The following is a 16,982-nucleotide window of genomic DNA, read 5'->3' on the forward strand; positions in this document are numbered from 1 at the left end:
AGAGGGGCCGGGACCTTGATCCCGACCCCTCTTCGTCGTAGCCGCTGGGAAGCGTCCTTGAAACCCTGGTGTCCGCTTAGCCGGCGCCCATCAGCGAGGCCGGACGGCGCTCGCCGGTGGAGGCGAACATCTTCTTCAGCTTGTTGACGACGCGGATCAGGAAACCGATCATCACCGGATTGGTCTTGCGGCAGAAGGCGATCTTCTTGACGTGGCCTTCGACATGCCATTTGGCATGCGCGCCGTCGCGGAAGAAAATGACGTCGCCGGGGCCGTAGCGCTTGGGCGGCATGCCGTCGCTCTCGAGCACGATCGATCCTTCCATGATCATGATCGTCTCGTCGATGTCGTAGTACCAGTTGAAGCGGCCTTCGGTGCAGTGCCAGATGATCGTCTGCGCGGTGCCGTCCGCGCTGGTCGACAGGACGCGGGAGCGGGATACCGGATTGCCCTCGATGATCCAGGACGGCTCGATCGGCCGCAGCTCGAGGTCCACATTGCAACTACCGATTTCAATCAATGTGCGCGACATCTGCTTCCCCAGAAGATATAAATATGAATGGCCGGGTCTCGGCCCGGATTGCTTCGAAAGAAGTTGGGACGCTAGTAGGCTGCTTTTAATTCTTTCTTACATGGTACTCGACAATCAGCCCCGAGTTGCGGGTGCGATACGGTTAACGTCACGATTTCCTCTGCGAATTCGCACACATGAACCTAGCTTGTCCGGGGTGCGACAAAGTGCGCGAAGTCTTGGGAAGGAGCCGCACCGATGCCCCTCACGCCGGAGATTCTGACAGCCAACAGCGAGCTCGTCGCCAGGCTCCGCAGTCTCGACGTCTCCTTCGAACCGGACGAGGAGCCCTGGTTCACCATCGACGGCATCGAAAGCCCGCGGCACATCGGCAGTGACGGCTCCGGCAGCGCGTTCGTGCTGCTGCCGTCGCAGAATGTGCTCTATGTCTCGTCAGAGGGCCGCGCGGGCATCATCGCGGAAAGTTTCGATGCATTGATCCAGCTTGTCGTTGCCCGTCCTTACTGGCGCGACATCCTCAAATTCTCCGGGGGCGGCGACCTTGCAGAGATGCGCCGCGCGGCGGATGCGCTGGAGGCAAGGCTCCAAGACGAGGATGACGTCAGCGAGGCCCGCGAACAGATCCGCGGCGCGCTCGCGCTGGCGGACGCGGACGATCCGGTTGACGCGCTCTACGAGGCGGTGGCGGCGTCCGACGCGATCGTGCGGGCCACCGACGGCAGCCCGTTCACGACGCTGTTCAACCGCTTCAGCATCGACAATAGCCCGACCCTGCGCAACGCGGCGGCGTGAGAGAGCACTTGACGTGAGTCTAATGAAGTCTATCGGCCGACCCTTACCTCTCCCCAGCGGGGAGAGGTCGGATTGCGCAGCAATCCGGGTGAGGGGCCGCAGCATGACGTGAGGCCGTAACCCCTCACCCGGATCGCATCTTTCGATGCGATCCGACCTCTCCTACGGGGGTGGACCATGTCTAGATTACGACTTCGCCCATTCGCCCTTGCGGAAGACGGGCACCTTGCTGCCGTCGGCCAAGATGCCGTCGATGTCGGTCTCGGCCGAGCCGATCATCCAATCAATATGGATCAGGCTCTGGTTGCCGCCTTGCGCCGCGATCTGCTGCGGCGTGAGCTGGGCACCGTTGACGAAGCATTTCGAATAGCACTGGCCGAGCGCGATGTGCGAGGCCGCGTTCTCGTCGAAAAGCGTGTTGTAGAACAACAGCCCGCTCTGCGAGATCAGCGAGGAATGCGGCACCAAGGCCACCTCGCCGAGGCGCCGCGCGCCCTCGTCGGTATCGAGCACCTTGTTCAGCACCTCGGCGCCGCGCGAGGCCTTGGCGTCGACGATCTTGCCGTCCTCGAACCGCACCGCGATGTTGTCGATCAGCGTGCCCTGATAGGACAGCGGCTTCGAGCTCACGACGTGGCCGTAGACGCGGCGGCAATGCGGCGTGGTGAAGACCTCTTCGGTCGGGATATTGGCGTTGCAGCTGATGCCGTTCTTGGACAGCGAGGCGCCGCCTTCCCATTCGTGACCGTCGGCAAGGCCGATGGTGAGATCGGTGCCGGGACCCGAGTACTGAAGCGCGCGGAAACGCTGGCCGTTGAGCCAGTTGGTGCGCTCGCGCAGCACCGCATTGTGGCTCGCCCAATTGCTGATCGCGTCCTCGCGATCGACACGGGACGCGGCGAAAATCGCGTCTGCGAGCTTGCCGACCGCAACTTCCTCGGGATCGTTCGGGAACACCAGCTTCGCCCAGGACGCGCTCGGATAGGCGATGATATTCCAGTTGGTGTCGAAATTGACGATCTTCTCCAGCGCAGGCTGATAGGCCATCGAATTGGCCTTGCTGGCGCGCGCCACCTTGGAAGGATCCTCGCCCGACAGCAACATCGGGTTGTCGCCGACGATGGCGAGCCGTGCAGTGTTGTCGGAGAACGCCTTGGCCATGCCCTCGTAGAGCCAGCCGGCGGCACGATCGAAACTGTTGTCGTGGCCGTGGCGGTAGCGCGCCAGCGTCATCTCCTCGTCCGACAGGATCGGCGTCACGAGGCCAGCGCCGGCCTTGTAGGCATGCACGGCGATCCGCCGCACCAGCGGCAGCGCGATCGCGGGCGCCGTCAGAAGCAGATCCTGTCCCGGCCGCAAGCCTAGGCCCACTTTCACCGCCACCTCGGCCAGCCGGTCGAGCTTCGCCGGATCGATGGGAGTGGAAGGATTGCGTTGATCAGTCATACCGGGCCCTCTGCCGAAAGTCGCTCACTCAATTTAAGTCTAGCATCGCGGGGCACAAGTATGCGAGCGTCTTGCGCCCTTGGAAAGATACGCAGTTTCACGCATTTTGGTTTTCAACGCGTTGCTGATGCCAGCACCCGGTCGACCATGGCGGGCGCAAGGCCGAGGTAATTTTTCGGTGAAGTGAGCGCCTCGATTGTGGCACGATCGATGCGGCTCGATATCCGTGAATCTGCGGATAGCACATCAGCAAGGTTCATTCCCTTCTCGTTGGCCTGACGGCAGGCGTCGTAGACGACGTCGTGCGCCTCCTGCCGGCCGATCTGCGGGGCGAGGCCCATCATGACCGCTTCGGCCACAATCAGGCCGCGGCTGATGGCGAGATTGTCGTTCATCTTCGCCTCGTCCACGATGAGGCCCCCAAGCGCGAACTTCGCCTGATGCAGCGCGCCGGCGGTCAGCACGAAGCTTTCCGGGATCGCCATCCATTCCGCGTGCCAGGGGCCGGTGGCACGCTCGAAATCCTGCACCATGGCGTCGAGCATCAGGCCGGCGTGCTGGCGCACCGCCTTGGAGGCCGCAAGCATCAGCTCCGAGGAGATCGGGTTGCGCTTCTGCGGCATGGTCGAAGAGGCGCCGCGCCCCTTGACGAAAGGCTCGTAGACCTCGGCGAACTCGGTCGAGGCCATCATCATGATGTCGAGCGCGATCTTGCCGAGAGAGCCGGTGACGAGAGCAAGGAAGTTAACGGCTTCGGCAAAGCCGTCGCGCGCGACGTGCCAGGTCGAGGCGGGAACGCCGAGCTTCAGCTCGGTGCAGAGCGCTTCCTGCACCTCGAACCCCCTGTCGCCGAGCGAAGCCAACGTACCGGCCGCACCGGCGAACTGGCCGACCAGCACGCGCGGCTTCAGCTGCGCCAGCCGTTCGGCGTGGCGGTCGAACATCGCGAGCCAGATCGCGGACTTGTAGCCGAAGGTCACCGGCAGCGCCTGTTGCAGATGGGTGCGGCCCGCCATCGCCGTGTCGCGATGGCGCTTCGACAGATCGGCGAGGATCTTGCGCAGCTCGGCGATGTCGCGTTCGACGATCTCGAGCGCGGCGCGCAGTTGCAGCACCACGGCGGTGTCCATGATGTCCTGCGTGGTGGCGCCCCAATGCACGTAGCGGCCCGCCTCGCCGCATTGCTTCACCATCTGATGCACCAAAGGCAGGATCGGGTAGCCGACGACATCGGTCTCCTGCCTGAGCAGATCGAAATCCAGCGCGCCGATGTCGGTCCGCGCCGCGATCGCTGCGGCCGCTTCGTGTGGGATCACACCGCACTTCGCCTCCGCCTTCGCCAGCGCCACCTCGACCTCGGCATAGCGTGCGACCGTCGCGACGTCCGAGAACACCTCGCGCATCTCAGGCGTGCCGAAAGCGTCGCGAAACAGCAGGGAGTCGAGCACAGTGGTGGCGGCGGGGAAGGCAGGCATGGACACTTCTTCTGGGTTGGTGTTTTCTGTCGGTGTACCTTACGTACGCAGGGCAGATCGGCAAAGGGCATTCGCCGTTATGCGCGACACTAAAACGGCATTCCCGCGCAATGGCGAAGCCGTTGTCGCTGAGAGGGCCTGCGCTACGCTCCCGCGATCCGGGATGACGGTGCTGGAGGGGCGACCTGATCTCGTCGCCAGATTTACACCGCAACATTCTAGCTGCGGATGTATTCCCTCGGGAAACCACATGGCTGCCATCACGCGATTGCGATGAACCAAACGCCCCCTTCGGCAGACACACGATCTTTCGACCCAAATTTCATTTTGTTTGTTTGCCCGATTTCGCAATGAGGCCCGAGTTTTCGACGTGCAGTTTTTGTTCCGGGACCACCTTCTGGATACCGACCGGCGCGAGCTGAGCCGCGAGCAGGTTCCCATTGCCGTGGAGCCGCAGGTTTTCGACCTCGTCGTCCATCTCATGCAGAACCGCGACCGGGTCGTCAGCAAGGACGAGTTGATCGACAAGATCTGGCACGGGCGCAGCGTCTCCGAATCCACCCTGACCAGCCGGATCAATGCGGCGCGCAAGGCGATCGGCGACGATGGCGCGAGCCAGTCGCTGATCCGTACCATCACCCGCAAGGGTTTTCGCTTCGTCGGCGACGTCCAGACACAAATCGGCGCGGTCGCGCCGGAGCCGGTCCGGATCGCCCCGTCCCAGGCCACCTTCGGGCTGCCGGAGCGGCCCGCGATCGCCGTGCTGCCCTTCACCAATATGAGTGGCGAGGTCCAGCAGGATTATTTCTCCGACGGTATCAGCGAGGACATCATCACGGCGCTGTCGAAGCTGCGCTGGTTCTTCGTCATCGCGCGCAACTCCTCCTTCGTCTACAAGGGCCGCGCCGTGCACATCCACGAGGTCGCGCGGGAGCTCGGGGTGCGCTACGTGGTCGAGGGCAGCGTGCGGCGGAGCGGCGAACGGGTGCGCATCTCGGCCCAGCTCAACGACGTCTCGACCGGCAGCCATCTCTGGGCCGAACGCTACGACCGGGAGCTCGCCGACATCTTCGCCGTGCAGGACGAGATCACGGAAGCGATCGTCGCCGCCATCGAGCCGCAGCTCTATGCTGCCGAAAGCTTCCGGGCCCAGCAGAAGCCGCCGGGCAGCCTGGATGCATGGGACCTCGTGATGCGTGCGCTGTCGCATTATTGGCGCATCACCCGCGAGGACAATGCCGCCGCGCAGAAGCTGCTGGAAGAAGCGGTGGCGGTCGATCCCGCCTATGGCAAGGCGCTCGGCCTGCTCGCGACCAGCCATATGTTCGGCGCACATATGGGCTGGGCCGACATGGCGGCGACCGTGCCGGTCGCCGAACGTGCGGCGCTCGCGGCGGTGGAGGCCGATCGCGAGGATGCCTGGGCCCATCACGGCCTTGCTTACACCTATCTGTTCCGCCGCCGCTTCGACGATGCGCTGGCTGAATTCGAGCTGGCCCTGCGGCTCAACCCGAATTTCGCGATGGCGCATGCCTTCCACGGCGTGACGCTTTGCTATGCCGGACGTTGGCAGGACGGCGATGCCGCCGCCCGCCGCGCGCTGCGGCTGAGCCCGCGCGACCCGCTCGCGGCGATCTATTGCGGGGTTGCGGCCTATGCCCGGTTCGTCGGCCGCGACTACGCGGGCGCCGTGCAGATGGCTCGGGAATCGATGCGCCAGCGCGGGGATTTCGTCGGCGCCCACCGCGTGCTGACGGCCGCCGCCGGCATGCTCGGCGATCCCGCCCTCGCGGCATCCGCCCTGGAAGGCCTGCGCCGCGCCCAGCCCGAGGTCTCGCTTGCCTGGATCACGCGCGAGCTGCCGATGCTGCGGGAAGAGGATCGTACGCACTATCTCGAGGGGTTGCGGCGCGCTGGAATGACGTGACGGTCGCTGGCGCGACTGCTCCGCTTGATCCCCGCTTCAGGTGCTAATCGTCGTCAGGCCCAAACAGCCTGATCTGCGGGAAGCCGCCGCGCGACCGCCCCGCGTAATCGCGCGCATCGGAATCCTCGCGGATGTTGCGCGCGACGTCATCCCAATCGGTGCGGTCGCGCATGCCGCGCGGCTCGCGGGACTCGTAATAATAGCGGCGCTCGGCCCAGCGCTCGCGACGCTCGGCGCGGCGCCGTTCGGACGCGGCGCGCTTCACATCGGAATCCCTCGCCTTGGCATAGGCGTTATTCTGTGAGGACGACGGCTCGGTCGAGGCCTGCTGCTCGGCAGGCTTTGCGGCCTGTGGCGCAGCGGCGGGCTTGGGCGGCTCGACTGCAGCGGCTTGCGAAGGTTGCGGCGCCGGTGCGACATTCGCCTGCGTGGTTGGCGTGTCCGGTTTTGCGGGTTCAGGCTTTGCTTCGGCCTGTGCGGGCGCGGCGATCATCGCGCCAAAGGCTTGCGAGCCGGTGAGATAGTTCACGCGCTCGGAGGGAGCGTTGGAGCTCGCCGGCGTGGGAGTTGCCGTGCGCTGCGCCATCTTGCTGGTGTCCGGCCCCTGCTTGGACGCAACGGGATTCATGATGTTGCCGGCAACGATGCCGCCACCGAGACCAATGGCGATGGCCGCGACGATGGTTCCGGCACCGACAAAATAGGCTGTCGAGGCGCGCATTCATCCACTCCCTCTTTGGAGCGGGCAACGCCTGGGGATTGCCAGATGTTCCTGATATGCCGCGGCTCCTCGACGAGGAACCGCGTGCATCAGATCTGCTGCGCGACCTTCTCGAGCCCGATGAGGCGAGCGAGCTTGCGCACTTCTTCCTTCTGGTCGTCGCGAAGCTGGAACAACAGCGGCATCGCGGCCGACTTCAACTGCTGCACCTCGTCGCAATTCGGATCTATCTGCGCGCTGGGCGGCGCATTCGGATTCGACAGCCTGTTCGCCTGGATCTTGCGGGCGACGTTGCGCAGCGCCGTCTCGACCGAGGGCCAGTAATATTCCTGGGACGAGGAGAGTTTCAGGCGATCCCTGATGCCCGCGATCTGCACGTCGGACAGCAGCGAATAGGATTTTTGCGGCTGCGGCTTGGCGACGACTTTCGGCTTGGCTGGAACTTCGATGGCCGGAACCTCGGTCGCGGCGGGCGCCTCGTGCGCGCTCGGCTTCGGCATCGGGAAATCGGATGGCGTGGCGGCGGCGAAGGCCTGACGCAGCGGCTCGGTCAGGGCCGGTGCCTGCGCCAGCTTGTCGGCGGCAACCTGGACCGGCTCGATCGCGGCCGAGGCCAGCGCGAGCGTCGGAACCAGACGGTCGGCTTTGGCGGCGCGGTTGGTTGCGAGCGGCTTGGCCGGGGGGGTCTCGGCGATCATCGCGGCGCTGACGCTGGGAACGCTGTCGCGGCCGAGGATGGCGGTGGTGGCGGCGCCGAGGACGAGGAAACAGGTCAGCGCGACGATGGTGATGGCTTTGGACAAACGTCTCTCCGCGTCCGACTTCAAGTCCACGTGATCACTGCCCGGAAACTGGGCGATAATTAAGGCTGAACCGTGCCATCGCGGCGGCAATCGCGCGGACTACGGCGACATCGCCTGGAAACCCCAAGGAAATCAGGCCGCTGCCGCGAGGTCATAGGCCTCCTGGATGTCGGCGACGATCTCCGAGGCTTCCCAGACCGCGCGCGGCTCGACCGATTGCAGCGTCACCGTCCAATTGCCGCCGCGGCGAGTCCGGGGGACGCTGACGATATCAAACCGGACGTTGCGGCACAGCGGGTGGCGGGCCAGCGCATGGGCGACGCGGACGCGAATCTCGTCCAGGGTCGCAGCCGTTTTGCCGTTGAGATAATTGAAGTCCATCGCCTGTCCCTCTCGTCCTGATTGGCGGCCACAAGAGGGATTCTTGGCTGGCGATGGTTAATCCGCCGTTAAGTGGGACGGGCCGGATGGATGCGGGATTAACCCTGCCCGATCCCCTGTGGGAGAGGCGACGACGCTACCGCCCACCCGCCTCCCGATATTCGGCGATGGTCTGCGCAACGAGATCCTCGACCGCGAGCACATCGGTGACACCCGAGGTCGAATGCCCGCCGCTCCAGATATCGCGCCAGCGCTTGGGGCGGCTGTCGCGGGCGGCGACGTCGATATCCTCAGTGATATTGATCGCGCCGCGCGCCGGCAGATTGTCGGGATCGAGCCCGGCGGCCGCGATCGATGGCCTCAGCATGCTGGTCTGCAAGCCCGTGAACGCGGTGGTGAGCAAGATGTCGTCGGCGCTGCTCTCGATCAGCATCTGCTTGTGACGCTCGTCCGCCATGCTCTCACGCGTCGCGATGAACTTCGTGCCCATATAGGCGAGATCGCAGCCGAGCACTTCGGCGGCACGCAGCGCGCGACCGTCGCTGATTCCGCCCGCGAGCACGATGATGCCGTCGTAGAATGCGCGCACCGCACGGACGAAGGCGAACGGGTTGAGCCAGCCGGTCTGGCCGCCGGCACCGGCAGTGAGCAGGACCAGCCCGTCCGCCCCCGCTTCCGCGGCGCGTTCGGCATGGCGGATCGAGGCCACGTCCGCCAGCACCAGCGCACCGGCGTCGTGCAGCGGCTTCAAGACTGGCGCGGGCGAGCCGACCGACGTGATGACGATCTCCGGCTTGTGCCGCAGCAGCATGGCGAGATCCTGCTCCAGCCGCGCATTGGAGCGGTGGACGATCAAGTTCGGGCAAAGTGGCGCTGCCTTTCGCCCGGTTTGATCTTCATGCTGCCGCAGCCGCAGCTTGATTTCGGTGAGCCATTCATCGAGCTGTTCCGCGCCACGGCAATTCGCGGTGGGAAAGCTGCCGATCACCCCGTTGCGGCAGGCTGCGACCATGAGCTCGACGCCCGATACCAGAAACATCGGCGCCGCGATCAGCGGCAGAGCAAGACGATCGCGGAAGCGTTGCAGTCGATCCGATGGCATGCATGCCTCCCTCGCGCGGGCTTTGTAGTTTCCTCCCGCAGTCTCTGTGCTAGCGTCGTCAGCAACATTGGCACGCCACAAGCCGGTGACAAAGCAACGAGGAAACATATGCCTGATCCGCTCCACGCATCATCCCCGGCTTGTGCGCAGACGCTACGGGCGCTGTCGCGCTATCCCGACCGCATTGCTTTCGCCTGGCCCGAGGGATCGCTGAGCTATCGCGGGGCCATCGACCTGATCGGACGGATCCAGGGCGTGTTCATGCGGCTCGGCTTGCAGCCCGGCGCCCGCGTCGCCTTCCTCACCGCGAACCGCGCCGACAGCTGGTGCGCCGGCGTCGCCGCCCAGTTGGCCCGCCTCTGCATCACCTGGCTCCACCCTCTGGGCTCGCTGGAGGACCAGCTGTTCCAGCTCGAGGATTCCGAAGCCGAGATGCTGGTGGTGGATGCGGCCGCCTTCCGCGACCGCGGCGGCGAGCTCGCCGCGAAGGCCGGCCGGCTCAAGGCGGTCTTCACCATGGGACCGGCCAGCTACGGCGTCGATCTGCTGGCGGCGGTCGAGAGTGCGGGGCACGCCAGCGCACAGTGCCTCGCCGGCTCCGACGATCTCGCCACACTGAACTACACCGGCGGCACCACCGGAAAATCCAAGGGCGCGTTGCGCTATCACCGCGAAAATGCCGGCGCAGCGGGCGCGATCCTCGCCGACTTCGAGATCCCCGAGGCTGCGCGCTACCTCACGGTCGCGCCGATCAGCCATGTCGCGGGCACGAAGGTGCTGCCGACCCTGATGCGCGGCGGCACCGTGCACATGCTGAAAGGCTTCGATCCCGAAGCCGTGCTGTCAACGATCGCACGCGAGCGCATCAACTTCACGCTGTTCGTTCCGACCATGATCTATGTGCTGCTCGATCAGCCCGCGCTCGGCAAGACCGACCTCTCCTCGCTCGAGCTCGTGCTCTATGGCGCCTCCGCGATGTCGCCGAGCCGACTGCTGGAGGGCATCGAACGCATCGGCCCTGTGTTCTCGCAGCTCTACGGACAGACCGAGTGCTATCCCGTCTCGGTGCTGCGCAAGGCCGATCACGATCCCAAGCGGCCGGAGCTGTTCCTGTCCTGCGGCTTCCCGATCGCGGCCTGCGAGGTCAAGATCCTCGACGACAACGACCAGGAGGTGAAGACGGGCGAGGCCGGCGAGATCTGCGTGCGCGCGCCGCATGTGATGGCGGAGTACTGGAAGCGGCCCGACATCACCGCCGAGACGCTGAAGAACGGCTGGGTCCACACCGGCGACATCGCACGTCAGGACGAGCGCGGCTACATGTTCATCCTCGATCGCAAGAAGGACATGATCGTCACCGGCGGCTTCAATATCTTCCCCCGCGAGGTCGAGGACGTGCTGTCGCAGCACGCGGACGTGGCGATGGTCGCGGTCGTCGGCATTCCCGACGAGAAATGGGGCGAAGCCGTCACCGCCATCGTCGTCCCGCGCGAAGGGACGAAGCCCGATCCGGACGAGCTGATCAACCTGGTGAAGACGCGAAAGGGCTCGGCGCATGCGCCCAAGCAGATCCAGTTCGTCAAGCAATTGCCGATGACCGGCGTCGGCAAGGTCGACAAGAAGGTGCTACGCGCGGGCTTTTGGAGCGGGCGGGACCGGATGGTGGGGTAAATACTCCGGAATTCTACGGTGTCGTTGTTGCTTCGGCACCACAGCCCGCAACGGAGTCTGCGACGGCGACGCCCGCGCAATTGCCGGCGAATCAGGGAATCAACTAGACCGCTGACGGGGCTGGGAAGCGGAGAGTGAAATGAGAGTCGCTTCCCTGGAAAGTGCAGTCGCCGCGATCACGTTGATCACGGCCATCATCGTGGTGCTGTGGGGGATCAAGATCTTCTACGGTGTGTGAACTGGCAGGATGCCCTGGTCGAACACGACCTTGCATCCCTTCCGCGGCGGCGGAAGCCTGCCGTTCAATCCCGCGATGCGCAAGATAGCTCTCACACTATCGGTGTCATCGCCCGGCTGATCGCACATAGCGCCTCTCACCGCTTCTCGATCACGAGGCTCTGCACCGCGCGGCCGAAATAGCCCTGGCGGTCGGCGAGGCGTGACATCGCAAGGCCCGCGCCGTCGGGGCCGATCCAGGAATCGCCGTCGAGCAAAATCCACTCGCCGACCGGCTGGCGCGCAAAGCTCACGGTGAGGTCGGCGTTGATGTAGGTCCAGGCGCGGAAATCGAGCGTCGAGGCGGTGCCGTTGGAGAAGTCGGCGGCGACCACGGCGCGCATCGCCTGCGAGACGGCCTCGCCTTCGATCAGCGGATGGTCGACGCGAAACCAGATCGCGCCGGCGCCGGCCTGGCCGAAGCGGCCGCGCGCGGCGCGCATCGAGACCGATCGCACGAACGGACTGGTGGCGGCGTGACCGTCCTCGACCAACGAATCCTCCGGCGAAGGCAACGTGACCGGAAGTTCCTCGACCTCGTCGGGCAGCGTCAGCGCCTGGCGCCTGATCTTGAGCACGGTGGCGCCGACCACCTGCACGCCGTCGGCGAGCAGCTTGATCCCGCAGAGCTGGATCTTGCGGCCCTCGCGCAAGATTTCGGTCGCGATCGTGAGCGGCGCCACCGGTACCGGGCGCATCAGATCGATGGTCACGCGCGCGATATCCATCGGCACCGCCGCAGGGATGCGCTCAGCCGCCCATGTCACCAGCGATGCCGGTGCCGAGCCGTGCTGCATGCGCCGGTCCCAGGGGCCGGCTGCATCGGGGCTGGTGACGACGTCGTTGCCGTCGACGCGGTAGATGGGGGGCATGCAGCACTCGATCTGGGTGCGATCACAACGGCGGATCGATCGCTTCGTCGTATTCCTTCTTGAAGCGCGCGATCAGCTCGGCCGCCGGCACGACCTTGTCGATGCTGCCGATGCCCTGGCCGCTTCCCCAGATCTCCTTCCAGGCCTTCGGCTTGGCGCGCTCGCCGGAGGCGTCGGTGCCGAAGTTCATCTTGGAGGGATCGGACGTCGGCAGATTTTCGGGGTCCATGCCTGCGGCCAGGATCGAGGGCTTCAGATAGTTGCCGTGCACGCCGGTGAAGAGATTGGAATAGACGATGTCGTCGGCGCTCGAGCCCGCGATCATCTCCTTGTACTTCTCGACCGCATTGGCCTCCTTGGTCGCGATGAAGGCCGAACCGATATAGGCGAAGTCGGCCCCCAGGATACGCGCGGCGCGGATCGCCTTGCCATTGCCGATCGCACCCGACAGCGCGATCGGACCGTCGAACCATTTTCGCGTCTCGGCCACGAAGGCCAGCGGCGAGATGGTGCCGGCATGGCCGCCGGCGCCGGCCGCGACCAGGATCAGGCCGTCGGCGCCCTTCTCGATCGCCTTGTGCGCGAACTTCTGGTTGATCACGTCGTGGAAGACGATGCCGCCCCAGCCGTGCACGGCCTGGTTCAGCTCCTCGCGGGCGCCGAGCGAGGAGATGATCATCGGCACCTTGTACTTGGCGCAGAGCTGCATGTCGTGATCGAGCCGGTTGTTCGACTTGTGCACGATCTGGTTGACCGCGAACGGCGCCGACGGCCTGTCGGGATGGGCGCGGTCATAGGCCGCGAGCTCTTCGGTGATCCGCGCCAGCCATTCGTCCAGCAGCTCCGGCGGCCGCGCATTCAGCGCCGGAAACGAGCCGACCACACCCGCCTTGCACTGCGCGATCACGAGATCGGGCACCGAGATGATGAAGAGCGGCGAGCCGATCACGGGGATCGACAGGCGCCCCTTGAACAAGGCAGGCATGGACATTGCGGTACGATCCTCTCAGCCGGTCAAGTTGAAGTTGGGAGCCATACCAACAAGGCAATCTTTCCACTGTCAAGTATTGCGTTTTGGCGCCGCAGCGGAGGCCATTGCCGCAATTCCAAGCAGCGGAATTCCTCACCCGTCATTCCGGGGCGAGGCGGAGCGTCGAGCTATGATGCGCGATTGCGCATCAGAGAATCCGTCGGGCGTCAGCACGCGCGGCGCAATGGATCCCGGGCTCGCGCTTCGCGCGCCCTGGAATGACAGCGACCGCCTACCCGATCAGATCCGGGTTGATCAGCCGCTCGAACGAGAACATCTCGTCCCACTTCTCCTGCGTCAGCAGCTTGCGTTCGGCCACGACGATCTGGTGCAGCGACTTGCCACTCTTGTAGCCTTCGCGCGCGATCTCGGCGCATTGCTTGTAGCCGAGCAGCGGCTTCAACACCGTGACGATGCCGAGCGAGTTCAGCACCATGTTGCGGGTGTGCTCCTCGTTGGCGGTGATGCCGACGACGCAATTCTCGCGCAGGCTGTTGACCGCACGCTCCATGGTGCGGATCGAGAAGAACAGCGCGAACGAGATCACCGGCTCCATCACGTTGAGCTGGAGCTGGCCGGCGCTTGCCGCCAGCGTCACCGTGGTATCGAGGCCGATGACGAGGAAGCTGGTCTGGTTGACGACTTCGGGAATGACCGGATTGACCTTGCCGGGCATGATCGAGGAGCCCGGCTGAAGCTGCGGCAGGTTGATCTCGTTCAAGCCCGCGCGTGGACCGGAGGCAAGCAGGCGGATGTCGTTGCAGATTTTCGTCAGCTTGCTGGCCGTGCGCTTCAGCACGCCGGAGAGCTGCACATAGGCGCCGGTGTCGGAGGTCGCCTCGACGAGATCGCCGGCGAGAATGAAATCGACGCCGGTGAGCGCGCTGAGGTGCCTGACGGCGAGCTTGGGATAACCGATCGCCGCCGTGACGGAGGTGCCGATCGCGGTGGCGCCGAGATTGATCTCGCGCAGCAGCGCGCGCGCTTCCGAGATGCGGTCGACCTCCTCGCCGATCGTGGTGCCCCAGCCCCGGAATTCGGCGCCGAGCGACATCGGCACCGCGTCCTGCAGATGCGTGCGGCCCATCTTCAGGACCCGGTCGAACTCGCGACCCTTGGCGAAGAAGGCTTCCTGGAGCTGGCGCAACGCGGTCATGTAGCTCTCGAGCCGCAGGATCAGGGCCAGCCGAAAGGCGGTCGGATAGGTGTCGTTGGTCGACTGGCCGTAATTGACGTGATCGTTCGGACTGACGTGCTGGTAGTCGCCCTTGGCAAAGCCGAGCGATTCCAGCGCGAGGTTCGCGATCACCTCGTTGGCGTTCATGTTGGTCGACGTGCCGGCACCGCCCTGGATGAAATCGGTGACGAACTGATCCATCATGTCGCCCGCGATGACGCGGTCGCAGCCGAGGATGATGGCGTCCGCGACCTTGGCATCGATCGCGCCGAGGTCGCGATTGGCCATCGCGGCGGCCTTCTTGACATAACCAAGCGCCTTCACGAAGTAAGGCTCCTGGTTCATCGGAATGCCGGTGATGTGGAAGTTCTCCTTACCCCGGATGGTCTGGACGCCGTAATAGATGTCGTCGGCGATCTCACGCTGTCCGAGGAAGTCCTGCTCCGTGCGGCTCATGGGCGCTCCTTGGTTCTCGCGCGCCGGCCTTCAGTTCTGGCACAGCGCGCTGGTCACGAAAGTGTCGGTGCGGCAGTCGTCCGGTTTACGTTGCCGGCCCGGGATCAGGACCTTGGCCGAGCATTTTTCCGCGGAGTCGGCGTTCAGGCTCTTGCCTTCCTTGTAGCCCTTGCCCTGGCAGAGCTGGTCGGCCGCCTGCTTGCAGTCGGGCGCGCCGTTCGCAGAGACCGGGCAGATCACGCGCCCCGACACCATGGTCGAGGGCTTGGCCAGCCGCGACAGGTCGTCCATGGTTTCACTGGGGCTTTTAATCGGCGGCAGGATCGAAGGCAGCTTGTCGAACAGCTTGCCCATTTCGTTGATCAGCCCGGGATTCTCCTCACGCGCCGGCGGCGCCGAGGGAGCGGGCGTCGATGGCGACGGGCCGGCCTGCGCCCCCTGCTGCTGAAGGCCGAGCGCCGGCGGGGCGGATTGCGGCCGGGCCGTCCCTCCGGCAGCGAGCAGCAGCAGCAGCGCTGTCGACATCAGCGTCCCATGCCGTGCCGCCGGATTGCCGGATCGAACCATCATGACGACAACCGTAGCCGAAGCCGGCGCGGCGGCAAAGCGCTGCGGCTCTAGATCAGCTTGATGGCGATAACGAAGCCGAGCACCAGCACGATCGCGCCGAGCGCGACCCACAATCCGAGATGCCGCTCGATCCTGACCCGGATCCAGTCGCCGTAGCGGTTGAGCAGGATCGCGACGACGAAGAAGCGTCCGCCGCGCGCGACGATCGAGCACAGGACGAACAGGAGGATGTTGTAGCCGGCAAAGCCCGAGGTGATGGTGACGAGCTTGTAGGGGATCGGCGTCAGTCCTTTGAGCAGGATGATGACCGCACCCCATTCCGCATAGGAGGCGCGGAAGGCGTCGACCTTGTCGGCGAGGCCGTAGACCTGGATCAGCCACTGGCCGACCGAGTCGAACAGCAGCGCGCCGATGGCGTAGCCAACGACGCCGCCGAGCACCGAGGTCACGGTGCAGATCGCGGCATAGAACCAGGCGCGCTGCGGCCGCGCCAGGGACATCGGAATCAGCATCACATCCGGCGGGACCGGAAAGAAGGAGCTTTCGGCGAAGGACACGATGCCCATGATCCAGAGCGCATAGGGCTTGTGGGCGGCGTCGATGCACCAGTCGTACATTCGTTTCAGCATGGCGCCGCGATGAAGCACCATGGGACGGATTTGTCCATCGCCAGTTTTTGAGCGATTTGTGACGCTTCTAGTGGCGCTTGCGCGCGGCGCGGCCGTCAAGCGCGACAATAGGCCGCCGCGAGGCCATGCGCGGTGATGCGACTTTGGGCAATTTCGCCGGCGACTTCGGCAGTTTCTCGGCAATTCCGAGCATGTCCTCCCGCCGCGTCATTTCCCGCCAGACGTCCTCGGGGCGTACTCCGGCCGAAGCCCACAGCACGGTGAGATTGTAGAGCAGGTCGGCGCTTTCCCGGATCACGGCCTCGCTATCGCCATTGACCGCATCGATGACGACCTCGATGGCTTCTTCGGCCAGTTTCTTCGCCATCTGTGAGGGCCCACGCTGAAACAGCCGGGCCGTGCGCGATGTTGCCGGATCAAGGTCTCTGGCCGCGAGCACAGCCAGATATAGCCGCTCAAGCGAATCACTCATGGTACCCAAAACTACTCGAAACAAATGGCCGGCGTGTTAACACGCGGCAATATAAGCAAAAAACAAGCCGCCGCGGCAAGCGCGACGGCCTGTTCGCCGATGACGTATGCCCGATCGGTTAATAGCAGCTGTAGCCGGAATAGCCGTGGGCGCAGGGGTTCTTGTAGCCGCCATAGGTGTAGCGGTTGCCCGAGTCGTAATAATAGGGACCATAGCCGGGGCCGCTGTAATAGGCCGGGCCGCCCTCGTAATAGTAAACCGGACCCGGATCATAGGCGTAGGCATTGCGGCTGGCTGCGATGGCGAGGCCGGTCGCGGCCAGGCCGAACATCGCTGCAGCAGCTGCGCCGCCGCCACCGCGATGCCAATGACGACCGCCCGCGTAAGAGGCGCTGGGTGCAACGGCAGTCAGGGCCACCACGGCGGCCGTGGCCAGAACGGCCTTGCGGCCGACGAACTTCGAAAGGCTGTCAAACATGATCTGGACCCTCCTTGGGACCTCGGATTGTGCCTGACGACAGGCTGATGTCTGTCAAACACTCACCACCTAAGTAGGTTCCCCCACCCCAACACAGGCTGAACGGGGTTGCGTAACGATGCCGCAAGCCCGCTCATCCGCCGTTCATGTTGGCGCGCGCACGTTCGTCGCG

17 protein-coding genes are annotated in these 16,982 nt (G+C 64.9%); 3 read left to right on the forward strand and 14 right to left on the reverse strand.

The genetic code is table 11. The features are described from left to right. Positions 1–76: 76 nt before the first annotated feature. Positions 77–532 carry a cupin domain-containing protein gene (locus ACM43_RS33005; protein ID WP_036036523.1) on the reverse strand — a complete coding sequence of 152 codons (456 nt, stop codon included), beginning with the start codon at positions 530–532 and terminating at the stop codon, positions 77–79. Positions 533–769: 237 nt separating this feature from the next. On the opposite strand from ACM43_RS33005, the gene ACM43_RS33010 reads away from it, so the two are divergent. Continuing rightward, complete coding sequence (locus tag ACM43_RS33010) at positions 770–1,324, forward strand: hypothetical protein (RefSeq protein ID WP_271545815.1); 555 nt, start codon at positions 770–772, stop codon at positions 1,322–1,324. A 186-nt stretch (positions 1,325–1,510) separates the two neighbouring features. On the opposite strand, the gene ACM43_RS33015 is transcribed toward ACM43_RS33010, so the two are convergent. Both ACM43_RS33015 and pcaB read right to left on the reverse strand, forming a co-directional pair. Continuing rightward, complete coding sequence (locus ACM43_RS33015) at positions 1,511–2,770, reverse strand: aminopeptidase (RefSeq protein WP_271545816.1); 1,260 nt, start codon at positions 2,768–2,770, stop codon at positions 1,511–1,513. A 113-nt stretch (positions 2,771–2,883) separates the two neighbouring features. Continuing rightward, positions 2,884–4,245 (reverse strand): 3-carboxy-cis,cis-muconate cycloisomerase, encoded by a 1,362-nt coding sequence (gene pcaB / locus ACM43_RS33020; RefSeq protein ID WP_271545818.1) that lies wholly within the window; start codon positions 4,243–4,245, stop codon positions 2,884–2,886. A gap of 370 nt (positions 4,246–4,615) precedes the next feature. Here pcaB and ACM43_RS33025 point away from each other — a divergent pair, with 370 nt between their 5' ends. Continuing rightward, on the forward strand, positions 4,616–6,172 hold the full coding sequence (locus ACM43_RS33025) for a winged helix-turn-helix domain-containing tetratricopeptide repeat protein (RefSeq protein WP_271545820.1): 1,557 nt from the start codon (positions 4,616–4,618) through the stop codon (positions 6,170–6,172). Positions 6,173–6,215: 43 nt separating this feature from the next. Here the strand turns inward: ACM43_RS33025 and ACM43_RS33030 are convergent, their stop codons facing one another. The 4 genes from ACM43_RS33030 to ACM43_RS33045 all read right to left on the reverse strand — a co-directional run bounded on the left by ACM43_RS33030 (position 6,216) and on the right by ACM43_RS33045 (position 9,179). Then, entirely contained in the window at positions 6,216–6,893 is a 678-nt protein-coding gene (locus ACM43_RS33030) for a hypothetical protein (RefSeq protein WP_271545822.1), read from the reverse strand. An 89-nt stretch (positions 6,894–6,982) separates the two neighbouring features. Then, the gene (locus ACM43_RS33035) at positions 6,983–7,696 is read right to left on the reverse strand and encodes a hypothetical protein (RefSeq protein WP_271545824.1); all 714 of its coding nucleotides are present in this window, start codon (positions 7,694–7,696) and stop codon (positions 6,983–6,985) included. Positions 7,697–7,828: 132 nt separating this feature from the next. Then, a complete protein-coding gene (locus tag ACM43_RS33040; protein WP_271545826.1) occupies positions 7,829–8,077 on the reverse strand; it encodes a hypothetical protein in 249 nt (82 codons plus the stop codon). A 136-nt stretch (positions 8,078–8,213) separates the two neighbouring features. After that, positions 8,214–9,179 carry an NAD(P)H-dependent flavin oxidoreductase gene (locus tag ACM43_RS33045; RefSeq protein WP_271545828.1) on the reverse strand — a complete coding sequence of 322 codons (966 nt, stop codon included), beginning with the start codon at positions 9,177–9,179 and terminating at the stop codon, positions 8,214–8,216. A 108-nt stretch (positions 9,180–9,287) separates the two neighbouring features. On the opposite strand from ACM43_RS33045, the gene ACM43_RS33050 reads away from it, so the two are divergent. Further along, positions 9,288–10,850, forward strand: a complete 1,563-nt coding sequence (locus ACM43_RS33050; protein WP_157283030.1) for an AMP-binding protein — start codon at positions 9,288–9,290, stop codon at positions 10,848–10,850. A 374-nt stretch (positions 10,851–11,224) separates the two neighbouring features. Here ACM43_RS33050 and ACM43_RS33055 read toward each other — a convergent pair whose 3' ends face one another. The 7 genes from ACM43_RS33055 to ACM43_RS33085 form a co-directional block, all read right to left on the reverse strand. Further along, the gene (locus tag ACM43_RS33055) at positions 11,225–11,998 is read right to left on the reverse strand and encodes a thioesterase family protein (protein WP_271545830.1); all 774 of its coding nucleotides are present in this window, start codon (positions 11,996–11,998) and stop codon (positions 11,225–11,227) included. Between the two features lie 22 nt (positions 11,999–12,020). After that, entirely contained in the window at positions 12,021–12,989 is a 969-nt protein-coding gene (locus ACM43_RS33060) for an NAD(P)H-dependent flavin oxidoreductase (protein WP_036021244.1), read from the reverse strand. Between the two features lie 271 nt (positions 12,990–13,260). Beyond that, the gene (locus ACM43_RS33065; protein ID WP_271545832.1) at positions 13,261–14,661 is read right to left on the reverse strand and encodes an aspartate ammonia-lyase; all 1,401 of its coding nucleotides are present in this window, start codon (positions 14,659–14,661) and stop codon (positions 13,261–13,263) included. Between the two features lie 30 nt (positions 14,662–14,691). Continuing rightward, a complete protein-coding gene (locus ACM43_RS33070; RefSeq protein WP_035997543.1) occupies positions 14,692–15,231 on the reverse strand; it encodes a hypothetical protein in 540 nt (179 codons plus the stop codon). A 47-nt stretch (positions 15,232–15,278) separates the two neighbouring features. Further along, positions 15,279–15,881, reverse strand: coding sequence for a YqaA family protein (locus tag ACM43_RS33075; RefSeq protein WP_081492862.1), 603 nt, complete (start codon positions 15,879–15,881; stop codon positions 15,279–15,281). Positions 15,882–15,927: 46 nt separating this feature from the next. Continuing rightward, entirely contained in the window at positions 15,928–16,332 is a 405-nt protein-coding gene (gene hisE / locus ACM43_RS33080) for a phosphoribosyl-ATP diphosphatase (protein ID WP_157283040.1), read from the reverse strand. 118 nt (positions 16,333–16,450) lie between these two features. Then, complete coding sequence (locus ACM43_RS33085; RefSeq protein ID WP_157283042.1) at positions 16,451–16,810, reverse strand: hypothetical protein; 360 nt, start codon at positions 16,808–16,810, stop codon at positions 16,451–16,453. Positions 16,811–16,982: the final 172 nt, after the last annotated feature.

The organism is Bradyrhizobium sp. CCBAU 45321 (assembly GCF_028128975.1).
Classification (GTDB): domain Bacteria; phylum Pseudomonadota; class Alphaproteobacteria; order Rhizobiales; family Xanthobacteraceae; genus Bradyrhizobium; species Bradyrhizobium yuanmingense.